Origin of the sequence: Streptomyces sp. NRRL S-37 (genome assembly GCF_000721605.1) — a bacterium.
GTDB lineage: Bacteria > Actinomycetota > Actinomycetes > Streptomycetales > Streptomycetaceae > Streptomyces.
Map to the genome: position 1 here is coordinate 14,535 of NZ_JOIZ01000017.1, position 21,119 is coordinate 35,653.

The window sequence follows — 21,119 nt, forward strand, 5'->3', positions numbered from 1 at the left end:
GCGGTTCTCCTTGCCTCGCTACCTGGTCAGCCGGCCGCCGAGCCGTTCTCGTCGAGGATCTTCTTGTACCAGTCGCGGAGTTCGTCGCCGCCCTTGCTCTTCCAGTCGGAGACGGCCTGCTGCACGTCGCTGATCTTCTTGCGGCCGCGGACGACGTCGTCCTCCAGCTGCTCGAAGTCGTTGGCGAGGTTGGTCCAGCGGGCGGGCTCGGTGATCTGCATGCCGTAGAAGGAGGGCTTCCTGGTGAAGGCGCCCATCCGCTGCTGCCACTCCACCTGGCCCTTGGCGACCTCGGGGAAGTCGGGGTGGGCGATGGTCGCGGCGGGGCTCGCGATCATCACGAAGGCGTTCATCACGTCGATGTTGCCCTGGTCGGTCTTGGTGGGCACGCCGTCCTTGACGGTGTAGTGGGTGCCCTCCACGCCGTAGTTGGTGGCCATGTACTCCTTGGTGCCGTACGGCGCGGCGGTGACGTTGGCGACGGCCAGCACGTCGCGGATCACGGACTCGGAGGCCTTCTTGTTGACGAAGGCGAAGATGCCGGCCGGGTTCTGCGCCCACAGTGTGGGGTCGCCGCCGTCGTGGCCGAAGATGTCCATGCCCCAGATCTTGAACTCGGGGTTCTGGGTGGCCTGTTCGGCGGTGCGGCTCCACCACTGCGACATGTCCTGGTTGTAGATGAGGAACTCGCCGGCGGCGAACTTGGGGCCGGGGTCGGTGGCGTTGCTCTTGCCCAGCTCGGCGTCGGGGTGCACGACGCCGGCGGCGAACAGCTTGCGCGTCCACTCCAGGGCCTCGAGGTACTCCTCGGTCTCGATGCGGTTGACCAGCTTGCCGCCGATCTCGTGCCAGCCGAGCGACTTCTCGTTGCCGGAGAGCACACCGAAGGCGTTGAAGGCGGTCCACTTCATGTCCAGGCAGGCCCAGCGCTTGGCCTTGGCGTTGGTGGCCTCCTTGGCCAGTGCCATGAAGTCGTCGCAGGAGCGGGGGACTTCGTAGCCCTCCTTCTCGAAGATGTCCTGGCGGTAGAGCGGCACGATGCCGGTGACGTACGAGGACGGCATGGGCAGGCCGCGCAGCTTGCCGCCGAAGATGGACCGCTGCCAGGCGTCGGTGGGGATCGCCGCGAGGTTCGGGTAGTCCTTGACGGCGTCGCCGGACAGGTACGGGCCGAGGTCGGCGAACTTGCCGATGATGGCGCTGGGGATCTTGCCCGTCATGTTCCAGCCGGGCACGACCACCACGTCGGGCACCTCGCTGGAGGCGAGGACCGCGCCGAGCTTCTGGTCGTAGGTGTTGCCGTCCTGGTTCTGCCAGACCACGTCGACGCCGATGAGGTCGTTCATCGACGTGTAGTAGGCGTTGTCGTCCTTGGGCGGGGAGCCCCAGAACGGCGACATGACGGTGACCTTGCCGCCCTTGCCGAGCTTCTTGGGCACCGACGTCTTCAGGCCCGCCAGGTCGAGCTTGCCGGTGAAGCCGACCGCGGAACCGTTCTTGCTGGGGATGTCGGGCGTGACCACATTGCTCGCCACGTACGCCGGGAGGATCTTCTTGGCGTCCTTGCTCGACGTGGTGCCGTCCCGGGAACCTCCGTCGGACCCGCCGCACGCGGCGAGCAGCGGCATTCCTCCCGCCACCGCCGCGGTGGCGACCGCTGTGGAGGCGAGGAAGCCTCTCCGGCTGGGTCCGGAGGAGCGGGGGGCGGCGTTCGGCGTCATTGCGTCAACCCTTCATGGCGCACCAGGACACCCGGCGGTGGCCGTCGGCTGCGGTGTCTTCAGTGGAACTGGCTGAGCCGAAGCGGTCGTTCGGCGGAAGGTGCGCCGGAAAGGCGGCCTCGCAGTCGAAGCGCTTCGATGTTGCTGCGAGGTTAAGTGAACAGTCAGGGGCACACAAGGGTCGTATCGAAGATTCCTCGGATGTATGCACGATGGCGATGCAGGCACACTGCTCATGGATCATGTACGGGGCGTGCGATCCGTACCCTCGGATCACTTGACACCCACCCCCGCCCCGAATGAGCATCGAAGCGCTTCGAAAGCGCCTCGTCGCTCCATCCCGAGGGGAATCCACGTGACCGCACAAACGCCGCCTAGGCCGCCTTTCCGCGATACGGATCTGCCGTTCGCGAAGCGCATCGACGACCTTCTGTCGCGGCTCACCCTCGACGAGAAGATCGGATTTCTGCACCAGTTCGCGCCGGCCGTCGAGCGCCTGGGCATCGCCGCCTTCCGCACCGGCCAGGAGGCCCTGCACGGTGTCGCCTGGATGGGCCCGGCGACCGTGTTCCCCCAGGCCGTCGGCCTCGGCGCCACCTGGAACCAGGAACTGGTGCGCCGGGTGGGCGAGGCCGTGTCCCGCGAGACCCGCGCGATGCGCGCCCGCGACGAGCGCGTCGGCCTCAACGTCTGGGCCCCGACCGTCAATCTGCTGCGCCACCCGCTGTGGGGGCGCAACGAGGAGGGCTACTCGGAGGACCCGAGGCTCACCTCGGCGATCGCCACCGCCTACACCCACGGCCTGCGCGGCGACCACCCGGTCCACTGGCGCACGGCCCCCGTCCTCAAGCACTGGCTGGCGCACAACAACGAGACGGAGCGCGACACCACGTCCAGCTCCGTCCGCCCGCGCGTGCTGCACGAGTACGACCTGCGCGCCTTCCGCGACGCCGTCGAGGCGGGCGCGGTGGCCGGCGTGATGCCGGCGTACAACCTGGTCAACGGCCGCCCGAACCACGTCTCCCCGTATCTGCGCGAACAGTTGCGCACCTGGACCGACCAGGACCTGCTGGTCTGCTCGGACGCGGGCGCGCCGTCCAACCTGGTCGACTCCGAGCACTACTTCGACACCCACGAGGAGGCCACCGCGGCGGCCCTGCGGGCCGGGGTCGACAGCTTCACCGACCACGGCACCGACAGCTCGACGATCATCGGACGTGTCCGGGGCGCGCTGGAGCAAGGCCTGCTGACGGAGGCCGACATCGACACGGCCGTACGCCGCCAGCTCTCGGTGCGGTTCCGGCTCGGCGAGTTCGACCCGGGTGCGGACCCGTACGCCGGGGAGCAGCCCTTCGACACCCCGGAGCACCGGGCGCTCGCCCGGGAGGCCGCCGAGCAGGCGATCGTCCTGCTGAAGAACGACGGCCCGCTGCCGATCGCCCCGGACACCCGTATCGCGGTCGTCGGGCTGCTCGCCGACGAGTGCAAGCTCGACTGGTACAGCGGCGGCCTCATCCACCGCTCCACCCCGCTGGAGGGCCTCTACGAGCGCTTCGGCGCCGAGCGCGTGGAGTTCGCCGAGGGGGTGGACCGGGTGCTGCTGAAGACCTCCGCCGGTACGTTTCTGCACGTCCCGCCGGCCCCCGAGGCGTCCGAGACGGCGCGCGGCGCCGAGGGCGCCCTCGACCCGGCGCTGCTCGCGGGCCGCACCGACCTGCCGCCGCTCACCGCTCACGCGGAGGGCACCGAGCTCGCCCTGGTCGACTGGGGCGAGGGCGTGCTCACCCTGCGGGCGCCCGACGGCCGCTACCTCTCGGTCGCCGAGGACGGGTACGTGCGCGCCTCCGCCGACCAGCCGGGCGGCTGGGTCGTGCAGGAGACGTTCCGGCTGGAACCGCACGGGGACGGTCACCTCCTGAGGCATCTGGGGACGGGACGCCATGTGCGGGTCGCCGCCGACGGCGTGAAGGTTGCCGAGGAGGATCCCGAGGTCTTCGAGCTGACCGTCGTCGAGCGTGGGCAGGACGCGGTCACGCGCGTCGTGGCCGGCGCCGACGTGGTCGTGGTGGTCGCCGGAAACGACCCGCACATCAACGGGCGCGAGACCGAGGACCGTACGACGCTGCGGCTGCCCGCCCAGCAGGAGCGGCTGCTGCGCGCGGCGCGCGCCGCCAACCCGGACACGGTGCTGGTGCTGACCTCCGCCTACCCGTACGCGGTGGACGCGGCGGACCTCCCGGCGCTGCTGTGGACCGCGCACGGCGGTCAGGCCGCGGGCACCGCGCTGGCCCGGGTGCTCGCCGGTGACGTCTCCCCCGCCGGCCGGCTGCCGCAGACCTGGTACGCCGACGACGCCGATCTGCCGGACCTCCTGGACTACGACGTGATCGGCGGCCGGCAGACCTATCTGTACTTCGAGGGCACGCCGCTGTTCCCCTTCGGGCACGGCCTGTCGTACGCGGACTTCTCCTACGGGGAGCTGACGGCCGACGCCGACGGGTCGGCGGTGCGGGTCTCCTTCACCGTCACCAACACCGGTGACGTCACCGCCGACGAGGTGCCCCAGCTCTACGCGCGGGCCGTGGACCCGTCGGTGCCGCGTCCGCGCCGTGAGCTGCTGGCGCACCGGAGGGTGACGCTGGCGCCCGGGGAGACGGCCGGGCTGTCCTTCGTGCTGCCGCTGTCCGCCTTCGCGTTCTGGGACGTGGCGGTGGGCCGGTGGCGGGTGGAGCCGGGGGCGTACGAGCTGCTGGCCGGGGCATCCAGCGAGGACGTGCGGGCACGGACCACGGTCACCCTGGACGGCGAGCCGGCCGTCCCGCGCCCCGTCCTCGAACGCGGCCTGGACGCCGTCGACTTCGACGAGCAGAGCGGGGTCGAGATCGTCGACCGCACGAAGGCGGCGGGCGACTCGGTCACCGCCGCGGCCGGGAAGGACGGCGAACTCCTCTTCCGCCGGTGCGACTTCGGCGGCGGGGTGACGGAGGTGACCGTGGAGGTGTCCGGCGAGGGCACGGCCGAGGTCGCGCTCGACGGCGGGCCGGTGCTCGCCGAACTGTCGCCGCGGGCGGCCACGTCCGGCCCGTACGACTACACCACGCTCCGCGCGTCCTTCGCCGTCGTCGACGGCGTGCACGACGTGCGGCTCCGGCTGCGCGGCCCGCTGCGGGTCGCGCGGGTCGGCTTCTCCGGTTGAGGGTCCGGACGCGGCCGGCACCAGGAAGGGGCCCGGCACCGAAGGCATCGGTGCCGGGCCCCGGTGCTTCGTCCCCGGAAGGCCGCTTCCGGAGGACCGCTCCGGGAGAGGAGTGAAGTCAATATGATGCCGGGGTCAGTTTTAACGGAGGGGAGACCTTTTTCATGTCCGGCAGCAACCCCGCACCCGGTGGGTTCGGGCCGCCGTCACAGCCCCCGCAGCAACCGGGCCCCGGCTACGGCTATCCGCAGTCCGGCCCGTCCTACGGCTACCCCTCGGGTCCCGCTCCGCAGGGCATGCCCCCCGCGCCCTACCCGCAGGCGCCCGGCTACATGATGCCCGTGCAGCCGAGCAACGGCATGGGGACCACCGGGCTGGTGCTGGGCATCATCGGCCTGGTCTGCAGCCTCACCTTCTTCCTGTGGTTCTTCGGCGTGATCCTGGGCATCCTGGCGATCATCTTCGGCGCCGTCGGCCGGGGGAAGGCCAAACGCGGCGAGGCCACCAACAAGGGCGCGGCGACCGCCGGGCTCATCTGCGGCATCGTGGCCACGGTGATCCTGCCGCTGCTCGGCATCCTGCTGTTCGCCAGTGTCATGGGAGGCCTTGGCGCCGCGTCCTGAACGCCCGTCCCGGCGGAGGGCCGGTCCACGTCGGACCGGCCCTCCGACCTGCGCGAGAGCTCCGCTCAGCCGGTGCGCAGGCGTCGCCGGCCCTCCAACGCGCAGGATCCGTCGCCGACCCGACCGCGAAAACGATCCACCGTGCGCGAAGGCCCCGCTCAGCCCGTACGCGACCGTCGCCGGGCCCCATACAACGCGCACCCCAGCAGGTCCGGTCCCCAACGCGCAGGATCCGTCGCCGATCGCGAGACCGATCCACCGTGCACGAAGGCCCCGCTCAGCCCGTACGCAACCGTCGCCGGGCCTCCATCAGCGCGAACCCCAGCAGGTTCGGGCCCCGCCAGCGCTCCGGGTCGCTCGCCCCCTCGTCGCCGGCCGCGAGGCCGATGCCCCACACCCGGTCCACCGGGCTCGCCTCGACCAGGACGCGCTCGCCCGTGCCCAGCAGGAACGTCCGCAGGCCGTCGTGGGCCGCGAACTTGTGCACGCTGCCCTCCACGACGATGCCGAACCGCTCCCGGTGCCACGTCTCCTCGTCGAAGCCCCGCACCAGCCGTCCGGCCTTCTTCGCCTGCGAGGGGTGCCCCGCGGCCAGCACCCGCCGCTCCCCCTCGGGGTCACCGAACAGCCGGGCCTTGGCCGCCATCATCCAGTGCTCGGCGGTCGCGTACTCCACTCCGTCCACCGTGAACGGCGACGGCCACCACTGGCTGAGGCAGCTCGGCCCGGTCCGGCCGTCCGGTGACGGCCGGTGCCCCCAGAAGTGCAGGTACTTGACCTTCGCTCCGGTGCGGGCCGCCTCGATCAGCTTCTCCCGTGAGTCCATCGGTCCCGTGCTCCTCTCCTCGCGGTGTGATGCGCCCCCGCCGCCCCTTCCCGTCCCGAAACCGGGGCTCCGCCCCAGACCCCGCTCCTCAGACGCCGGAGGGGCTGAATTTCTGCCGGACGGGCTGAAAAGGACAGCCCCTCCGGCGTCTGAGGAGCGGGGGTCCGGGGGCAGCGCCCCCGGGATGGGACGGGTAAGGGCGGCGGGGGCGGCTTCCGCGTCCGTCGGCGTGAGTCTGGCAGCAACCACCGACACTCCGTCCTGCCTTTTCCGTGACCACTAGGCACCCGGTCGACAGATTTCGTCGCGTAACCAAAAGGCAACAACGGAATCACTTGTTGGAGCCCACTCGTTCTGTCAGGATCGGCACTCAAATCGAGCTGGAGCCACGCCGCCCCCTCGGGGACACGGAGGAGAGCGACATGCACAACCCGGGCAGCACCACCCCGGAACGGTTTCCCGCCCAGGAACGGTTCGCGGACGGCGCGCAGTTCATCGCGGGCCGCCCGGCGAAGGGCACCTCGGGCCGCACCCACACGGTCGTCGACCCGGCCACCGGCGCGGAGGTGTACACCTACGGACTCGCCGGCCCCGACGACGTCGACGCGGCCGTCGCCGCCGCGCGGGAGGCGTTCCCGGGCTGGGCCGGCGCCACCCCCGGCGAGCGCTCGGACGCCCTGCACCGGTTCGCCGCCGTCGTCGCCGACCGCGCGGAGGACTTCGCCCGCGCGGAGTCACTTCAGTGCGGCAAGCCCCTGAAGCTGAGCCGCGAGTTCGACGTACCGGGCACGATCGACAACATCGCCTTCTTCGCCGGCGCCGCCCGCCACCTGACGGGCCAGTCGGCCGGCGAGTACTCCGGCGACCACACCTCCTACGTCCGCCGCGAGCCGATCGGCGTCGTGGGCTCCGTCGCCCCCTGGAACTATCCGCTCCAGATGGCCGCCTGGAAGATCCTCCCGGCGATCGCCGCGGGCAACACCGTCGTCCTCAAGCCCTCCGAGCTCACCCCGCTGACCTCGCTGCTCTTCGCGCAGGCCGCCACCGACGCGGGCATCCCGGACGGTGTGATCAACATCGTCACCGGCACCGGCAAGGAGGCGGGCGAGCACCTGGTCGGCCACCCCGACGTGGCCATGGTCTCCTTCACCGGTTCCACCGCCGTCGGCAGGCGGGTCGCCGAGATCGCCACCGCCACCGTCAAGCGCCTCCACCTGGAGCTGGGCGGCAAGGCCCCCTTCGTCGTCTTCGACGACGCCGACCTCGACGCCGCCGTCCACGGCGCGGTCGCGGGCGCGCTGATCAACACCGGCCAGGACTGCACGGCCGCCACGCGCGCGTACGTGCAGCGTCCGCTCCACGAGGCGTTCGTCGAGCGCACCGCAGCCCTGATGGAGACCGTCCGGCTCGGCGACCCGTTCGCCCCCGGCACCGACCTCGGCCCGATGGTCTCGCACGCCCAGCGCGACCGGGTGGCCGGCTTCGTCGACCGGGCGCGCGCCTACGCGCGCGTGGTGACCGGCGGCGAGGCACCCCTGGGCGAGCTGGGAGACGGCGCGTACTATCGCCCCACCCTCATCGTCGGCGCACCGCGGGACAGCGAGGTCGTGCAGTCCGAGATCTTCGGTCCGGTGCTGGTCGTCCTGCCCTTCGACACCGACGACGAGGGCATCGCGCTGGCCAACGACACCCCGTACGGACTCGCCGCCTCCGCCTGGAGCCGGGACGTGTACCGCACGGGCCGCGCCACCCGTGAGATCAAGGCCGGGTGCGTGTGGATCAACGACCACATCCCGATCATCAGCGAGATGCCGCACGGCGGCTTCGGGGCGTCCGGCTTCGGCAAGGACATGTCCGCCTATTCGTTCGAGGAGTACACGCAGGTCAAGCACGTCATGTTCGACAACACCGCGGTGGTCCGCAAGGACTGGCACCGCACCATCTTCGGGGACCGATAGCAGCCAGGCCGCCCGACCCGCGGCCACCCTCCCGAAAGGGCACCACGCGCATGGAGCAGTACGAGCCCGACCGCCTCTCACCGGCCCAGGCGGCCGCCGTGCGGCGCAGCCTCCGCACCGGCAGGGCGGCCCTGTCCCGCCGGTCCGTGCTGCGCGCCTCCGCGGGCGGCGCGCTCGCGGCCGGCGGTCTCGGCGCGCTGAGCGGCTGCGGCATCCCCCCGGCCGGAAACACCCAGGGCGGTGTCCCGGCGGAGGACCACTCGAAGGAGGAGAAGTCCGTCACCTTCTCCAACTGGACCGAGTACATGGACGTCGACGACAGCGGGCACGCGCACCCCACGCTGGACGCGTTCACGGAACGTACCGGCATCAAGGTCACGTACACCGAGGACATCAACGACAACACCGAGTTCTTCGGCAAGATCAAGCCGCAGCTCGCCGCGGGCCAGGACACCGGCCGCGACCTCATCGTCCTCACCGACTGGCTGGCCGCCCGCCTGATCCGTCTCGGCTGGGTGCAGAAGCTGGACCCGGCCAACCTCCCGCACGCCTTCGCCAACCTGTCGCCCCAGTTCCGCAGCCCCGACTGGGACCCGGGCCGCGCCTATTCCTACCCCTGGCAGGGCATCGCGACCGTCATCGCCTACAACAAGAAGGCGCTCGACGGCGTCGAGGTGCGGACCCTCTCCGACCTGCTGGACAACCCGAAGCTCAAGGGCCGGGTCGGACTGCTCACCGAGATGCGCGACACCATGGGCCTGACCCTGCTCGACATGGGCAAGGAGCCGGAGAGGTTCACCGCGGACGACTACGACGGGGCGATCGCCCGTCTGCAGAGGGCCGTCGACAAGGGCCAGATCCGCCGGTTCACCGGCAACGACTACACCGCGGACATCAGCAAGGGCGACTTCGCCGCCTGTGTGGCCTGGGCCGGGGACGTCGTCCAGCTCAAGGCGGACAACCCGGACATCGACTTCCTCGTCCCCGACAGCGGCTACATGATGTCCAGCGACAACCTGCTCGTCCCCAACAAGGCCCGTCACAAGGCCAACGCCGAGCGGCTGATCGACTACTACTTCGAGCCGGAGCCGGCCGCGGAACTCGCCGCCTACATCAACTTCGTCTGCCCGGTCGAGGGAGTGAAGGACGAGCTCGCGAAGATCGACGAGGACGCGGCGGACAACCCGCTGATCCTCCCCGACCGGGCCATGCAGTCCAAGTCCCGTGCCTTCCGCTCCCTGAGCGCCGAGGAAGAGACGGAATTCGAAGAGAAGTTCGCGAAGCTCACCGGGGCGTGACGAGATGAAGACGACCGAAGACACCACCACGGCCGGCCAGGGCGGCGGGGACGTCCGCCTCACCGGCATCGGCAAGACGTACGGCTCCTTCACCGCCGTGCACCCGCTCGACCTGACCGTGCCGCAGGGCTCCTTCTTCGCCCTGCTCGGCGCGTCCGGCTGCGGCAAGACCACCACCCTGCGGATGATCGCCGGCCTGGAGGAGCCCACGAGCGGCACCGTCCATCTCGGCGACCAGGACGTCACCGCGCTGCCGCCGTACAAGCGGCCGGTGAACACGGTCTTCCAGTCCTACGCCCTCTTCCCGCACCTCGACATCTTCGAGAACGTCGCCTTCGGTCTGCGCCGGCGCGGCATCAAGAGCGTGAGGAAGCAGGTCGAGGAGATGCTGGAGCTGGTGCAGCTCGGCGAGCAGGCCCGCAAGAAGCCGCACCAGCTCTCCGGCGGCCAGCAGCAGCGCGTCGCGGTGGCCCGCGCGCTGATCAACCACCCCAAGGTGCTGCTGCTCGACGAGCCGCTGGGCGCCCTCGACCTGAAGCTGCGCCGCCAGATGCAGCTCGAACTCAAGCGCATCCAGACCGAGGTCGGCATCACCTTCGTGCACGTCACGCACGACCAGGAGGAGGCCATGACCATGGCCGACACGGTCGCCGTGATGAACGCCGGCCGCGTCGAGCAGCTCGGCTCGCCCACCGACCTGTACGAGAACCCGCGCACCACGTTCGTCGCCAACTTCCTCGGCACCTCCAACCTCATCGAGGCCGAGGTCGACGCGACGTCCGGCGACGGGATCGTCCTCAGGGCGGGCGGCGGCAAGCTCGTCCTGCCCAGTGCCCGCACCAGCGCGCCCACGACGGCCGGCGGCAAGGTGCTGGTCGGGGTGCGCCCGGAGAAGATCTCCCTCACCCACGCCGACGACGCCGGCGCGATACCCGAGGGCCGCAACCGGATCACCGGGCGGATCGCCGCCTCCAGTTTCATCGGCGTGTCCACGCAGTTCGTCGTCGACAGCCCGGTCTGCTCCGACGTCGAGGTCTACGTCCAGAACATCGACCGCGATCCCCGGCTGGTGCCCGGCGCCGAGGTGGTCCTGCACTGGAACCCGGCGCACACCTTCGGACTGGACGCGGCACAGGACATCGACGCGGGCGTCGGGACGGCCGGGGAAGAGGTCGCCCGATGACGACGGTCACCGAGGCGCCACCCCTGGCGCCCGCCCCGCCGGAGCGGAAGCCACCGCGCGGGCGGGGCCGCTGGACGCCGTACCTGCTCCTGCTGCCCGGTCTGCTCTGGCTGTTCGTGTTCTTCGCGCTGCCGGTGATCTACCAGGCCTCCACGTCCGTGCAGACGGGCTCCCTGGAGGAGGGCTACCGGGTCACCTGGCACTTCGCCACCTACGGGGACGCGCTGTCCGAGTACTGGCCGCAGTTCGTGCGCTCGGTGCTCTACGCGGCCTCCGCGACCGTGCTGTGCCTGCTGCTCGGCTACCCGCTGGCCTATCTGATCGCCTTCCGCGCGGGACGCTGGCGGAACCTGATCATGATCCTGGTGATCGCGCCGTTCTTCACCAGCTTCCTGATCCGCACACTCGCCTGGAAGACGATCCTCGCCGACGGCGGCCCGGTGGTCGACGCCCTGAACACCCTGCACGTCCTGGACGTCACGGCGTGGCTCGGCTGGACCGCCGGCGACCGGGTGCTCGCCACCCCGCTCGCGGTGGTGTGCGGTCTGACGTACAACTTCCTGCCGTTCATGATCCTGCCGCTCTACACCTCGCTGGAACGCATCGACCCCCGGCTGCACGAGGCGGCGAACGACCTGTACGCCAGGCCGTCGACCACCTTCCGCAGGGTCACCTTCCCGCTGTCGATGCCGGGCGTGGTCTCCGGCACGCTGCTGACCTTCATCCCGGCGTCCGGCGACTACATCAACGCGGATCTGCTCGGCTCGACCGACACCCGCATGGCCGGCAATGTCATCCAGTCGCAGTTCCTGCGGATCCTCGACTATCCGACGGCCGCGGCACTCTCGTTCCTCCTGATGGCCGCGATCCTCGTCGTCGTCACGCTCTACATCCGCAAGTCCGGCACGGAGGATCTGGTTTAAATGACCTTCGTCAACTGGCTCAAGCGCCATTTCGTCGTCATCGCGGGACTGCTGACCCTCGCCTATCTCCTCCTGCCGAACGTCGTCGTCACCGTGTTCTCCTTCAATCGTCCGAAGGGGCGCTTCAATTACACATGGCAGGAATTCTCCACCGAGGCGTGGAAGGACCCCTGCGGCGTCTCCGGACTGTGCGCCTCCCTGTCGCTCAGCCTCCAGCTCGCCCTGTGGGCGACGCTCGGCGCCACCCTGCTCGGCACGATGATCGCCTTCGCGCTGGTCCGCTACCGCTTCCGCGCCCGCCCCGCGGTGAACTCGCTGATCTTCCTGCCGATGGCGATGCCCGAGGTGGTCATGGCTGCCTCGCTGCTCACCCTGTTCCTCAACATGGGTGCCCGGCTCGGCTTCTGGACGATCCTGATCGCCCACATCATGTTCTGCCTCAGCTTCGTCGTGGTCGCCGTGAAGGCGCGCGTGATGTCGATGGACCCGAGGCTGGAGCAGGCCGCACAGGACCTGTACGCCGGCCCGTTCCAGACGTTCGTCCGGGTCACCCTGCCGATCGCCGCCCCCGGCATCGCGGCGGGCGCGCTGCTCGCCTTCGCGCTCTCCTTCGACGATTTCATCATCACCAATTTCAACGCCGGCTCGACCGTCACCTTCCCGATGTTCGTATGGGGCTCCGCGCAACGCGGAACTCCCGTGCAGATCAATGTGATCGGTACGGCCATGTTCGCCCTCGCCGTCCTGCTGGTACTGGCCTCGATGGTCATCGGAAAACGCCGCAACCGGCAGAAGGCATGAAGCACCGCGGGGAGTCGACATCATGGCCCCTGGCGCCATGAGCCGTCGAAGGTGGCGTACGCGGCGGGCCGTACCGGGCTCGGCGTCGACGCCACCCGCTTCGGGGCCGAGGTGATGCCGGACCCGCCGGCGGACGCGCGGGCCGGGCGGCGCGATCCGCGGCTGCGGACGACGGACCGGCTGGGCCTCGGCTTCGACAGCCGAGCCGCGCGGGGGCTTGACAACCGAATTGGTCTGGACCAAATTGAGCGCGCTCCGCCCTCCCATTCCCCCCTGCCCGGAGGCCCTTGTGGACCGCTCCAGACCTCTCGCGCGCCGGCCCCTCGTGGCGCTGCTCACCGCCACCGCCCTCGCCGCCACCGGTATGACCGCGCTGTCGTCGGCCGCCCGCGCGGCCGACGCGGACCTCGCCAGGAACGGCGGCTTCGAGTCCGGCCTCGACGGCTGGAGCTGTACGGCCGGCACGACGGTGAACTCGCCTGTGCACAGTGGCGTTTCGGCACTGAAGGCGACCCCGTCGGGCGCCGACAACGCCCGCTGCGCGCAGACCGTCACCGTGAAACCGGACTCCTCGTACACGCTCTCCGGTCACGTCCAGGGCAGCTACGTCTATCTGGGCGCGAGCGGCACCGGCACCACCGACGTCTCCACCTGGACCCAGTCCGCCCCCGGCTGGCAGCGGCTCACCACCACCTTCCGCACCGGCCCCTCCACCACCCGCGTCACCATCTACACCCACGGCTGGTACGGCACCGGCGCCTATCACGCCGACGACATCACCCTGATCGGTCCCGGCGGCGAGACCGGGCAGCCGCCCGCCCCGCCCACCGGTCTGCGGGCCGGCACCGTCACCTCCACCAGCGTGGCCCTGTCCTGGTCACCCGTGTCCGGCGCCACCGGCTACGCGGTCTACCGCGACGGCACCAAGGTGCGGACGGTGAGCGGGACGTCGGCCACCGTCACCGGGCTGTCGCCCTCGACGGCGTACGCCTTCCAGGTCGCGGCCGTGAACGACGCGGGTGAGTCGGCCCGTTCGGCCACCGTCACCGCGACCACGAGCACCCCCGACTCCGGCGGCGGCGACTCCGGCCTCCCGGCCCACGCCCTGGTCGGCTACCTCCACGCGAGCTTCGCCAACGGTTCCGGCTACACCCGCCTCGCCGACGTCCCCGACAGCTGGGACGTCATCGACCTGGCCTTCGGCGAGCCGACCTCGGTCACCTCGGGCGACATCCGCTTCGAGCGCTGCCCGGCTGCGGAGTGCCCCGGTGTGGAGAGCGACGCCGAGTTCAAGGCGGCCGTCAAGGCCAAGCAGGCGGCCGGGAAGAAGGTGCTGATCTCCATCGGCGGGCAGAACGGCCAGGTGCAGCTCACCAGCACCGCCGCCCGCGACATGTTCGTCTCCTCCGTCTCGAAGATCATCGACGAGTACGGACTCGACGGCCTGGACATCGACTTCGAGGGCCACTCCCTCTCCCTGAACGCCGACGACACGGACTTCAGGAACCCGAAGACCCCGGTGATCGTCAACCTGATCTCGGCGCTGAAGACCCTGAAGGCCAAGTACGGCGACGACTTCGTGCTGACCATGGCCCCGGAGACCTTCTTCGTCCAGCTCGGCTACCAGTACTACGGCACCGGCAAGTGGGGCGGCCAGGACCCGCGGGCGGGCGCGTACCTCCCGGTCATCCACGCCCTGCGCGACGACCTGACGCTGCTGCACGTCCAGGACTACAACTCCGGGCCGATCATGGGACTGGACAACCAGTACCACTCGATGGGCGGCGCCGACTTCCACATCGCGATGACGGACATGCTGCTCACCGGCTTCCCGGTGGCGGGTGACGCGAACAACGTCTTCCCGCCGCTGCGCGCCGACCAGGTCGCCATCGGCATGCCGGCCACCACCAACGCCGGCAACGGGCACGTGTCCCCGGCCGAGGTCACCAAGACCCTCGACTGCCTGACGAAGCGCACGAACTGCGGCGGTTACGCGACCCACGGAACGTGGCCCGGACTGCGCGGGCTGATGACCTGGTCGATCAACTGGGACCGGTTCGGCGGCTGGGAGTTCCAGCGGACGTTCGACGGCTACTTCGGCTGAGCGACAGCCGGAGGGAGATCAGCAGTACCGCGCCGAGGCACCAGCTGGCCGCCACGTCCAGCGGCCAGTGGTAGCCCCGGCGCACCAGCCCGAACGAGACGCCGGCGACCAGGACGGCGCAGGCCGCGACCAGCACGCGCCGGACCGCCGGCGACCGCAGCAGCGGCAGGAGCAGCAGCGTCGCCACGCCGTACGCCACGACGGCGGTGGCCGTGTGTCCGGAGGGGTAGTAGCCGGCCGCCGGGGGCACGGCCGGGGTGCCGGGGCGGTCGGTCCATTCCTTGAGGGGGGCGACCAGCGCCGGCACCAGCACCATCGCCAGGGCCCCGGCGGCGGGCGGCAGCCACCAGCGGTCCATACCTGTGGCACGCCCGCGCCAGGCGGCGTACGCCAGTGCGATCACCAGGACGGGGAGGGCGACCTGGGCGTTGCCGAGGTCGGCGAGCAGTTCGGAGGCCCGGTCCGGGTGGACCAGCTCCCGGCTCAGCCGCTCGTCGAGGCCCACCAGTGGGCCGTCGGCGACGACCTGCCAGGTGATCAGCGCGAAGAGGAGAACGGGCGGTCCCAGCAGCAGCATGGTGCACAGCTTCGCAGGTGGGGCCCGGTGCGTGCCGAAGGGCCAGTGCAAAGGGGGGGTATGCACTGGCCCTTCTGGAACGGCTTGCCGTATGAGGTGCCCGGACGGCCGTCCGGACCGGAACGTCGCGCGCCCCGGGGGGTGTGGGGCGGGCGACCGTCCGATCATGAGGAGACCCGAGGCCCTCGGGCCCCGGTTGTGTGCGCGAGGGCACGACCAGGTCGAAGCTGGGGAGGCCTCGGCCTGAAACCGCCCACAGTCCCCTGCGGGCGGGGTGTATCTCTCATCCGTGGAGAAACCTACGGCAGGGGGTGGCCCCGCGACAGGGCCGACGGGCTCCTGTCATCCACCTCGCACACGTTCTTCACACGCTCTGCCGCTCGTGGGTCCCGGCGGCCCGGGGCAGGCGTCTCACCTGCCCCGATGCCGGCTCAGATGCGCGCGAACGCCTGCTCGATGATGTCGAGGCCCTCGTTCAGCAGGTCCTCGCCGATGACCAGCGGGGGCAGGAAGCGCAGCACGTTGCCGTAGGTGCCACAGGTCAGGACCAGCAGGCCCTCCTGGTGGCAGGCCTTGGCCAGCGCGGCCGTCGCCTCGGGGTTCGGCTCCTTGGTGGCGCGGTCCTTGACCAGCTCGATGGCGATCATCGCGCCCCGGCCGCGGACGTCGCCGATGACGTCGAACTTCTCGGCCATGGCGGTGAGGCGGGACTTCATGATCGCCTCGATGTTCTTCGCCCTGGCGTTGAGGTCGAGCTCCTTCATCGTCTCGATGGCGCCGAGCGCGCCCGCGCAGGCGACCGGGTTGCCGCCGTAGGTGCCGCCCAGGCCGCCGGAGTGCGCGGCGTCCATGATCTCGGCGCGGCCGGTGACGGCGGCGAGCGGCAGACCGCCGGCGATGCCCTTCGCGGTGGTGATCAGGTCCGGGACGATGCCCTCGTCCTCGCAGGCGAACCACTGGCCGGTGCGGCAGAAGCCGGACTGGATCTCGTCGGCGACGAAGACGATGCCGTTGTCCCGGGCGAACTCGCTGATCGCGGGCAGGAAGCCCTTGGCCGGCTCGATGAAGCCGCCCTCGCCGAGCACCGGCTCGATGATGACCGCGGCCACGTTCTCGGCGCCGACCTGCTTGGTGATCTGGTCGATGGCCTGCGCGGCGGCCTCCGGGCCCGCGTTCTCCGGGCCGGTCGGCCAGCGGTAGCCGTAGGCGACCGGGACGCGGTACACCTCGGGCGCGAACGGGCCGAAGCCGTGCTTGTACGGCATGTTCTTCGCGGTCAGCGCCATGGTGAGGTTCGTACGGCCGTGGTAGCCGTGGTCGAAGACGACGACCGCCTGCCGCTTGGTGTACGCACGCGCGATCTTGACGGCGTTCTCGACGGCCTCGGCCCCGCTGTTGAACAGCGCGGACTTCTTGGCGTGGTCGCCCGGCGTCAGCTCGGCGAGCGCCTCGGCGACGGCCACGTAGCCCTCGTACGGCGTGACCATGAAGCAGGTGTGGGTGAAGTCGGCGAGCTGGGCGGAGGCGCGGCGGACGACGGCCTCGGCGGAGGCGCCGACGGAGGTCACGGCGATGCCGGAACCGAAGTCGATCAGCCGGTTGCCGTCGACGTCCTCGATGATGCCGCCGCCCGCGCGGGTGGTGAACACGGGCAGTACGGAGCCCACGCCCTGCGCGACCGCGGCGGTGCGGCGGGCCTGCAGCTCCTGCGACTTCGGGCCGGGGATGGCGGTGACGACGCGGCGCTCCTGCGGAAGTGCGGTCATGCGGGGCTCCTGGGGGGTGTTTCGGACGCTTTTCCTTCTTTTCTCGCAGGCTAGGGCCGCTGGAGGGGGCTGGGCATGCTCCATGTGGGCGTTGTCGGGGGTTCCCGGTTGTCCGCGATGGACATACGCCGGCCGAGGGCAGTCGTGCCTCCTTCGGTCCTCACGGGCCTGAGTGGGGCCCCGGGGCGCGGCCCGGTGGAACCACCCCCTCCCGGTGCCCGGCCACGTAAACAGTGAACTCGCCCTGTCAGGGCGTTAGATTGACTCGCTGATGGCGGATGGAGCGGCAGCTCAGGGGGCAAGGGCGATGAACAGCGACGGTACCCAGGACGCGCGGGGCACGCATGCGCACCCCGTCCCGCGCCCGGCGGGCCCACCGGACGTACCGACGGCGCCCCCGCGCCCCACGAGGGCCCCGGGCGTGCCCCCGCCGCCCGACGGTTCCGCGTTCCTCGCCTGGCTCCGCGCCCCCCGCCCCGAGGCCCTCCCCGGCGTATGGCGGTTCGGCCACCGGCCGCGCCCGGAGGAGGAACCGGAGCGTGTCCCCGGACGCCAGCTGCTCAGCGGAGCCCTGATCGCGTTCCTCGTCGGCTGGCTCATCTGGTCGCTGCTGTGGAACGGCTACCTCGGCGGCTGGTGGCTGCTGCCGCTCTACGCGATGATCCCCGACTCCTGGGCGGAGCCCCACAGCTTCGGCGCCGTCGTGGTCGTCTACGCCTACTACGTGCTGATCGCCGGGATCATCATGGTCGGCGTGGGCCGTCTCGGCCGCTGGAGCGAGATCTGGCGCCGCTACGGCCCGCCCGCCTGGCGCCGTGACCCCGTGCGGGACCAGCGCCCGCCCACCCCCGAGGCCGACCCCGCCGCCTGGCCCGCCCTCCGCGCCGCCGGCGCCACGGACGCCGCCGAGCGGCTGGCCGCCGACGCCCGCGCCGGGCTGATGCGGGACGTCGACCAGGCCCGTATCGCCCGCGCCTGGCAGGGCGTGCGCAACGGCCGGCACAGCCTCGCCGCCTTCACCGGAGCCGTGCTCGCGGACGGAGCGGCCGCCTGCCCGCATCCCTCCGGCGCGCGCGACCTGCCCGCCCGGCAGGCCCGCCACGACCTGCTCACCGGGCAGGTACGGATCGGCACCACCGCCGACGACCCCCGCAACCCCTACGCCTACCGCGGCACCGGCCTGGCCCTCGGTCCGGAACTCCTCGGCACCTCGCTCCTCGCCGTCGGACCGGCCGGTTCCGGCAAGACCGGCGGTGTCGTCCGGCCGCTCGCCGAGTCGCTGTGCCTGCACGCGCTGGCCGGGAAGGCCGCCGTGGTCGTGGTCGGCGCGGCGGGCGCGGGGCTCGGCGACAGCGACGCGTACGACGTCGTCGTGCGGATCGGCAATCCCGAGTCGGTCTACGACCTCGACCTGTACGGCGGCACCACGGACCCCGACGAGGCCGCGGCCGTACTCGCCGAGGCGCTGGTGGGAGACCTGGCGGATCCGCACCCGGGCAGCGACAGCCGCCGCTCCACCACCGTCCTCGCCCAGCTCCTGGGCCCGTTCCGCGCGGTGCACGGCCGCTTCCCGTCCGTCCCCGAGCTGCGGCAGCTCCTCGACGGCGCCCCCGGCCCGCTGGCCGCCCTGCGCAGCGGGCTCCAGGCCGCCGGCCAGGAGTCGCTGCTGCGTGAACTCGACGCGCGGGAGCGGCAGATGGCCCATCCGGGCGATGTCGGCGGCACCCTCGCCGACCGGGTGGCGTTGCTGGACCGGCCGGCCTTCGCGGGGTTCTTCGACACCTCCGGTCAGTCCCGGCCGTTCTCGCTCAAGGCGCTGGACCACCCGGTGCGGGTACGCGTCGACCTGCCCCAGCGCGGGCACGCGGACGCCTCGCGGATGCTGGCGCGGCTGGTCCTCGCCCAGTTCACGGCGAGCGTGACGGTGCGCGAGGACCGCTCCCTGTTCGCCTGTCTGGTGCTGGACGACGCGGCCGGCGTGGTCACCCCCGAGGCCGTGCGGGGCATCCAGCGGCTGCGGTCCGCCAACGCGGGCGCGGTGCTGACGCTGCGCACCCTGGACGACGTACCGAGGCCGCTGCGCGGGCCGCTGCTCGGGGCCACCGGGTGCAGGATGGCACTGTCCGGTGTCACCCCGTGGGACGGGCAGGACTTCGCCGAGGTGTGGGGCAAGGAGTGGACCGAGGCCCGGGACGTCACCGACCGGCAGATCATCGCGGAGAGCCCTGCGGGCAAGGCGGCTCACGCCCTGCGGCGGGCGATCACGGGCAAGGCGCCGACCGCGCGGGCGGTCACCGTGCGGCAGGTCGAGCGGGAGCGGTGGTCGGCGTCGGAGCTGGCGCATGCCGTACCGGCGGGCCACGCGGTGCTGTCGCTGACCGACGTCAAGGGCGAGCACGCGCCGCCGCTGCTGGTGGACCTGCGGGAGTGAGCCGGCCGATCGGGGCGGCCGGGGACCGTACAGTGAGGCAGAATCGACACAGGCCGTTCATACGCGGCGGCCAAAAGATCACCGAGTTCTCACCCACCCGACGCAGACCCGAAGGCTCACGGCACCCATGCCCCCGACGCTCGCCTCGCTCGTCCACCACTCCGCGCTCAAGCTGACCGTGCGCGCGGGCGGGGACCGCCTCGACGCGCCGGTCCGCTGGGCGCACGCCAGTGAGCTCGCCGACCCCGTGCCCTACATGGAGGGCGGGGAACTCCTGCTGATCACCGCGCTGAAACTCGACGCGGAGGACCGGGAGGCGATGCGCCGCTATGTGCGGCGGCTGGTCGGGGCGGGAGTCGTGGGCCTCGGATTCGCCGTCGGCGTCCACTACGAGGACATCCCCGACGCCCTCGTCGACGCCGCGCGGGAGGAGGGCCTGCCGCTCCTCGAGGTGCCGCGCCGCACCCCCTTCCTCGCGATCAGCAAGGCCGTGTCCGCCGCCATCGCCGCCGACCAGTACCGCGCGGTGACCGCGGGCTTCGCGGCCCAGCGGGAACTGACGAGACAGGCTCTGACGGAGGGCCCGGAGGGGCTGCTGGCCGCGCTCGCCGCGCAGGTCGACGGGTGGGCCGCGCTGTACGACGCCTCGGGCGCCGTCGTGGCCGCGGCACCGGAGTGGGCGGGCCGGCGCGCCGCGCGGCTCACCCCGGACGTGACCCGGCTGCGGGAGCGGCCCGCGCCCGCCTCCTCGGTCGTGGCCGGCCCGGAGAACGAGGACCGGGTCGAACTGCACTCCCTCGGCACCGGCCGGCGCCCCCGCGCGGCGCTCGCCGTCGGTACGGCCGCCGCCCTCGGCACCGCCGAGCGGTACGCCGTCCACTCCGCCATCGCCCTGCTCACCCTGATCACGGAACGCTCCCGCTCCCTGCACGCCGCCGAGCAGCGCATCGGCGCCGCCGTCCTGCGCATGCTGCTCGCCGGGGAGCCGGACCACGCCCGCGCGGTCGCCGGCGACCTGTACGGCGGCCTTCTCGACGCGCCCTTCCGGATCATCGTGGCCGCCGGGGGCGAGACGAACGGGGACGCCCTCGGAGCCCTCGCCGAGGCCGCGGAGGCCGCCGCCGCCCGCTCCGGGGAGGTGGTCCTGGCCGTACCGGAGGGAAACCGGCTGGTGATACTGGCCTGCGACGGCGGCGCCGCCGTGGCCGCCTGCTGCGACCACGCCGCCGCGCGGGAGGCGGCCCGCAAGGCCGACGACGAACTGGTCGTCGGACTGTCCGCACCGGCCGGCCCGATCGCCGCGTCCACCGCCTACAAGCAGGCCGAGCAGGCTCTTTCGGTGGCGCGGCGGCGGGGGAGGGTGCTGGTGGAGCACGAGCACATGGCCGCCGGCTCGGTGCTGCCGCTGCTCGCCGACGACGCGGTCAGGGCGTTCGCCGACGGGCTGCTGCGCGCCCTGCGCGAACACGACGCGACGGGCCGCGGCGACCTCGTCGCCTCGCTGCGCGCCTGGCTCTCCCGCCACGGCCAGTGGGACGCGGCGGCGGCCGACCTGGGCGTCCACCGCCACACCCTCCGCTACCGCATGCGCCGGGTCGAGGAGATCCTGGGCCGCTCCCTGGACGACCCGGACACCCGCATGGAGCTGTGGCTGTCCCTGAAGGCGACGACGACGGAGTAGCGCCCCCACCCCGCCAAACCGTAGAACCCCC

General features: G+C 71.7%; 14 protein-coding genes and 1 pseudogene. 11 read left to right on the plus strand and 4 right to left on the minus strand.

The annotated features are described in order from the left end of the window. Nucleotides 1–26 precede the first annotated feature (26 nt). A complete protein-coding gene (locus tag IH50_RS0123985; protein ID WP_030865978.1) occupies nt 27–1,721 on the minus strand; it encodes an extracellular solute-binding protein in 1,695 nt (564 codons plus the stop codon). A gap of 355 nt (nt 1,722–2,076) precedes the next feature. Between IH50_RS0123985 and IH50_RS0123990 the strand changes: the two genes are divergently transcribed. After that, the gene (locus IH50_RS0123990) at nt 2,077–4,917 is read left to right on the plus strand and encodes a glycoside hydrolase family 3 protein (RefSeq protein ID WP_030865981.1); all 2,841 of its coding nucleotides are present in this window, start codon (nt 2,077–2,079) and stop codon (nt 4,915–4,917) included. Nucleotides 4,918–5,081: 164 nt separating this feature from the next. Continuing rightward, nucleotides 5,082–5,540, plus strand: a complete 459-nt coding sequence (locus tag IH50_RS0123995; RefSeq protein ID WP_030865984.1) for a DUF4190 domain-containing protein — start codon at nt 5,082–5,084, stop codon at nt 5,538–5,540. Nucleotides 5,541–5,817: 277 nt separating this feature from the next. On the opposite strand, the gene IH50_RS0124000 is transcribed toward IH50_RS0123995, so the two are convergent. Next, nucleotides 5,818–6,366 (minus strand): NADAR family protein, encoded by a 549-nt coding sequence (locus tag IH50_RS0124000; protein WP_030865989.1) that lies wholly within the window; start codon nt 6,364–6,366, stop codon nt 5,818–5,820. Between the two features lie 422 nt (nt 6,367–6,788). Here IH50_RS0124000 and IH50_RS0124005 point away from each other — a divergent pair, with 422 nt between their 5' ends. From IH50_RS0124005 to IH50_RS0124030, 7 genes and pseudogenes are all read left to right on the plus strand, one after another. After that, nucleotides 6,789–8,324: a gamma-aminobutyraldehyde dehydrogenase gene (locus tag IH50_RS0124005; protein WP_030865994.1), complete on the plus strand. Its 1,536-nt coding sequence runs from the start codon at nt 6,789–6,791 to the stop codon at nt 8,322–8,324. A gap of 50 nt (nt 8,325–8,374) precedes the next feature. Further along, complete coding sequence (locus IH50_RS0124010; protein WP_030865998.1) at nt 8,375–9,622, plus strand: polyamine ABC transporter substrate-binding protein; 1,248 nt, start codon at nt 8,375–8,377, stop codon at nt 9,620–9,622. A 4-nt stretch (nt 9,623–9,626) separates the two neighbouring features. Continuing rightward, nucleotides 9,627–10,805 carry an ABC transporter ATP-binding protein gene (locus tag IH50_RS0124015; RefSeq protein ID WP_030866000.1) on the plus strand — a complete coding sequence of 393 codons (1,179 nt, stop codon included), beginning with the start codon at nt 9,627–9,629 and terminating at the stop codon, nt 10,803–10,805. Then, nucleotides 10,802–11,728, plus strand: coding sequence for an ABC transporter permease (locus IH50_RS0124020; protein ID WP_030866003.1), 927 nt, complete (start codon nt 10,802–10,804; stop codon nt 11,726–11,728). Before IH50_RS0124015 ends, IH50_RS0124020 begins: the two co-directional genes overlap by 4 nt. Next, entirely contained in the window at nt 11,729–12,529 is an 801-nt protein-coding gene (locus tag IH50_RS0124025) for an ABC transporter permease (protein ID WP_030866005.1), read from the plus strand. It abuts the gene before it with no gap. 9 nt (nt 12,530–12,538) lie between these two features. After that, a pseudogene (locus IH50_RS42730) lies at nt 12,539–12,730 on the plus strand (hypothetical protein); the annotation flags it as partial. A gap of 88 nt (nt 12,731–12,818) precedes the next feature. Continuing rightward, on the plus strand, nt 12,819–14,633 hold the full coding sequence (locus IH50_RS0124030) for a chitinase (RefSeq protein WP_030866007.1): 1,815 nt from the start codon (nt 12,819–12,821) through the stop codon (nt 14,631–14,633). Here the strand turns inward: IH50_RS0124030 and IH50_RS0124035 are convergent. Together IH50_RS0124035 and gabT are read right to left on the minus strand one after the other, a co-directional pair. After that, on the minus strand, nt 14,572–15,210 hold the full coding sequence (locus tag IH50_RS0124035; RefSeq protein ID WP_030866010.1) for a phosphatase PAP2 family protein: 639 nt from the start codon (nt 15,208–15,210) through the stop codon (nt 14,572–14,574). The two genes, IH50_RS0124030 and IH50_RS0124035, sit on opposite strands and share 62 nt — an antisense overlap. Before the next feature lie 431 nt (nt 15,211–15,641). Next, entirely contained in the window at nt 15,642–16,976 is a 1,335-nt protein-coding gene (gabT, locus tag IH50_RS0124040; RefSeq protein WP_030866013.1) for a 4-aminobutyrate--2-oxoglutarate transaminase, read from the minus strand. 307 nt (nt 16,977–17,283) lie between these two features. On the opposite strand from gabT, the gene IH50_RS0124045 reads away from it, so the two are divergent. Continuing rightward, a complete protein-coding gene (locus IH50_RS0124045) occupies nt 17,284–19,407 on the plus strand; it encodes a hypothetical protein (RefSeq protein ID WP_030866015.1) in 2,124 nt (707 codons plus the stop codon). Between the two features lie 127 nt (nt 19,408–19,534). Next, nucleotides 19,535–21,088, plus strand: a complete 1,554-nt coding sequence (locus IH50_RS0124050; RefSeq protein ID WP_030866018.1) for a PucR family transcriptional regulator — start codon at nt 19,535–19,537, stop codon at nt 21,086–21,088. Nucleotides 21,089–21,119 lie beyond the last annotated feature (31 nt).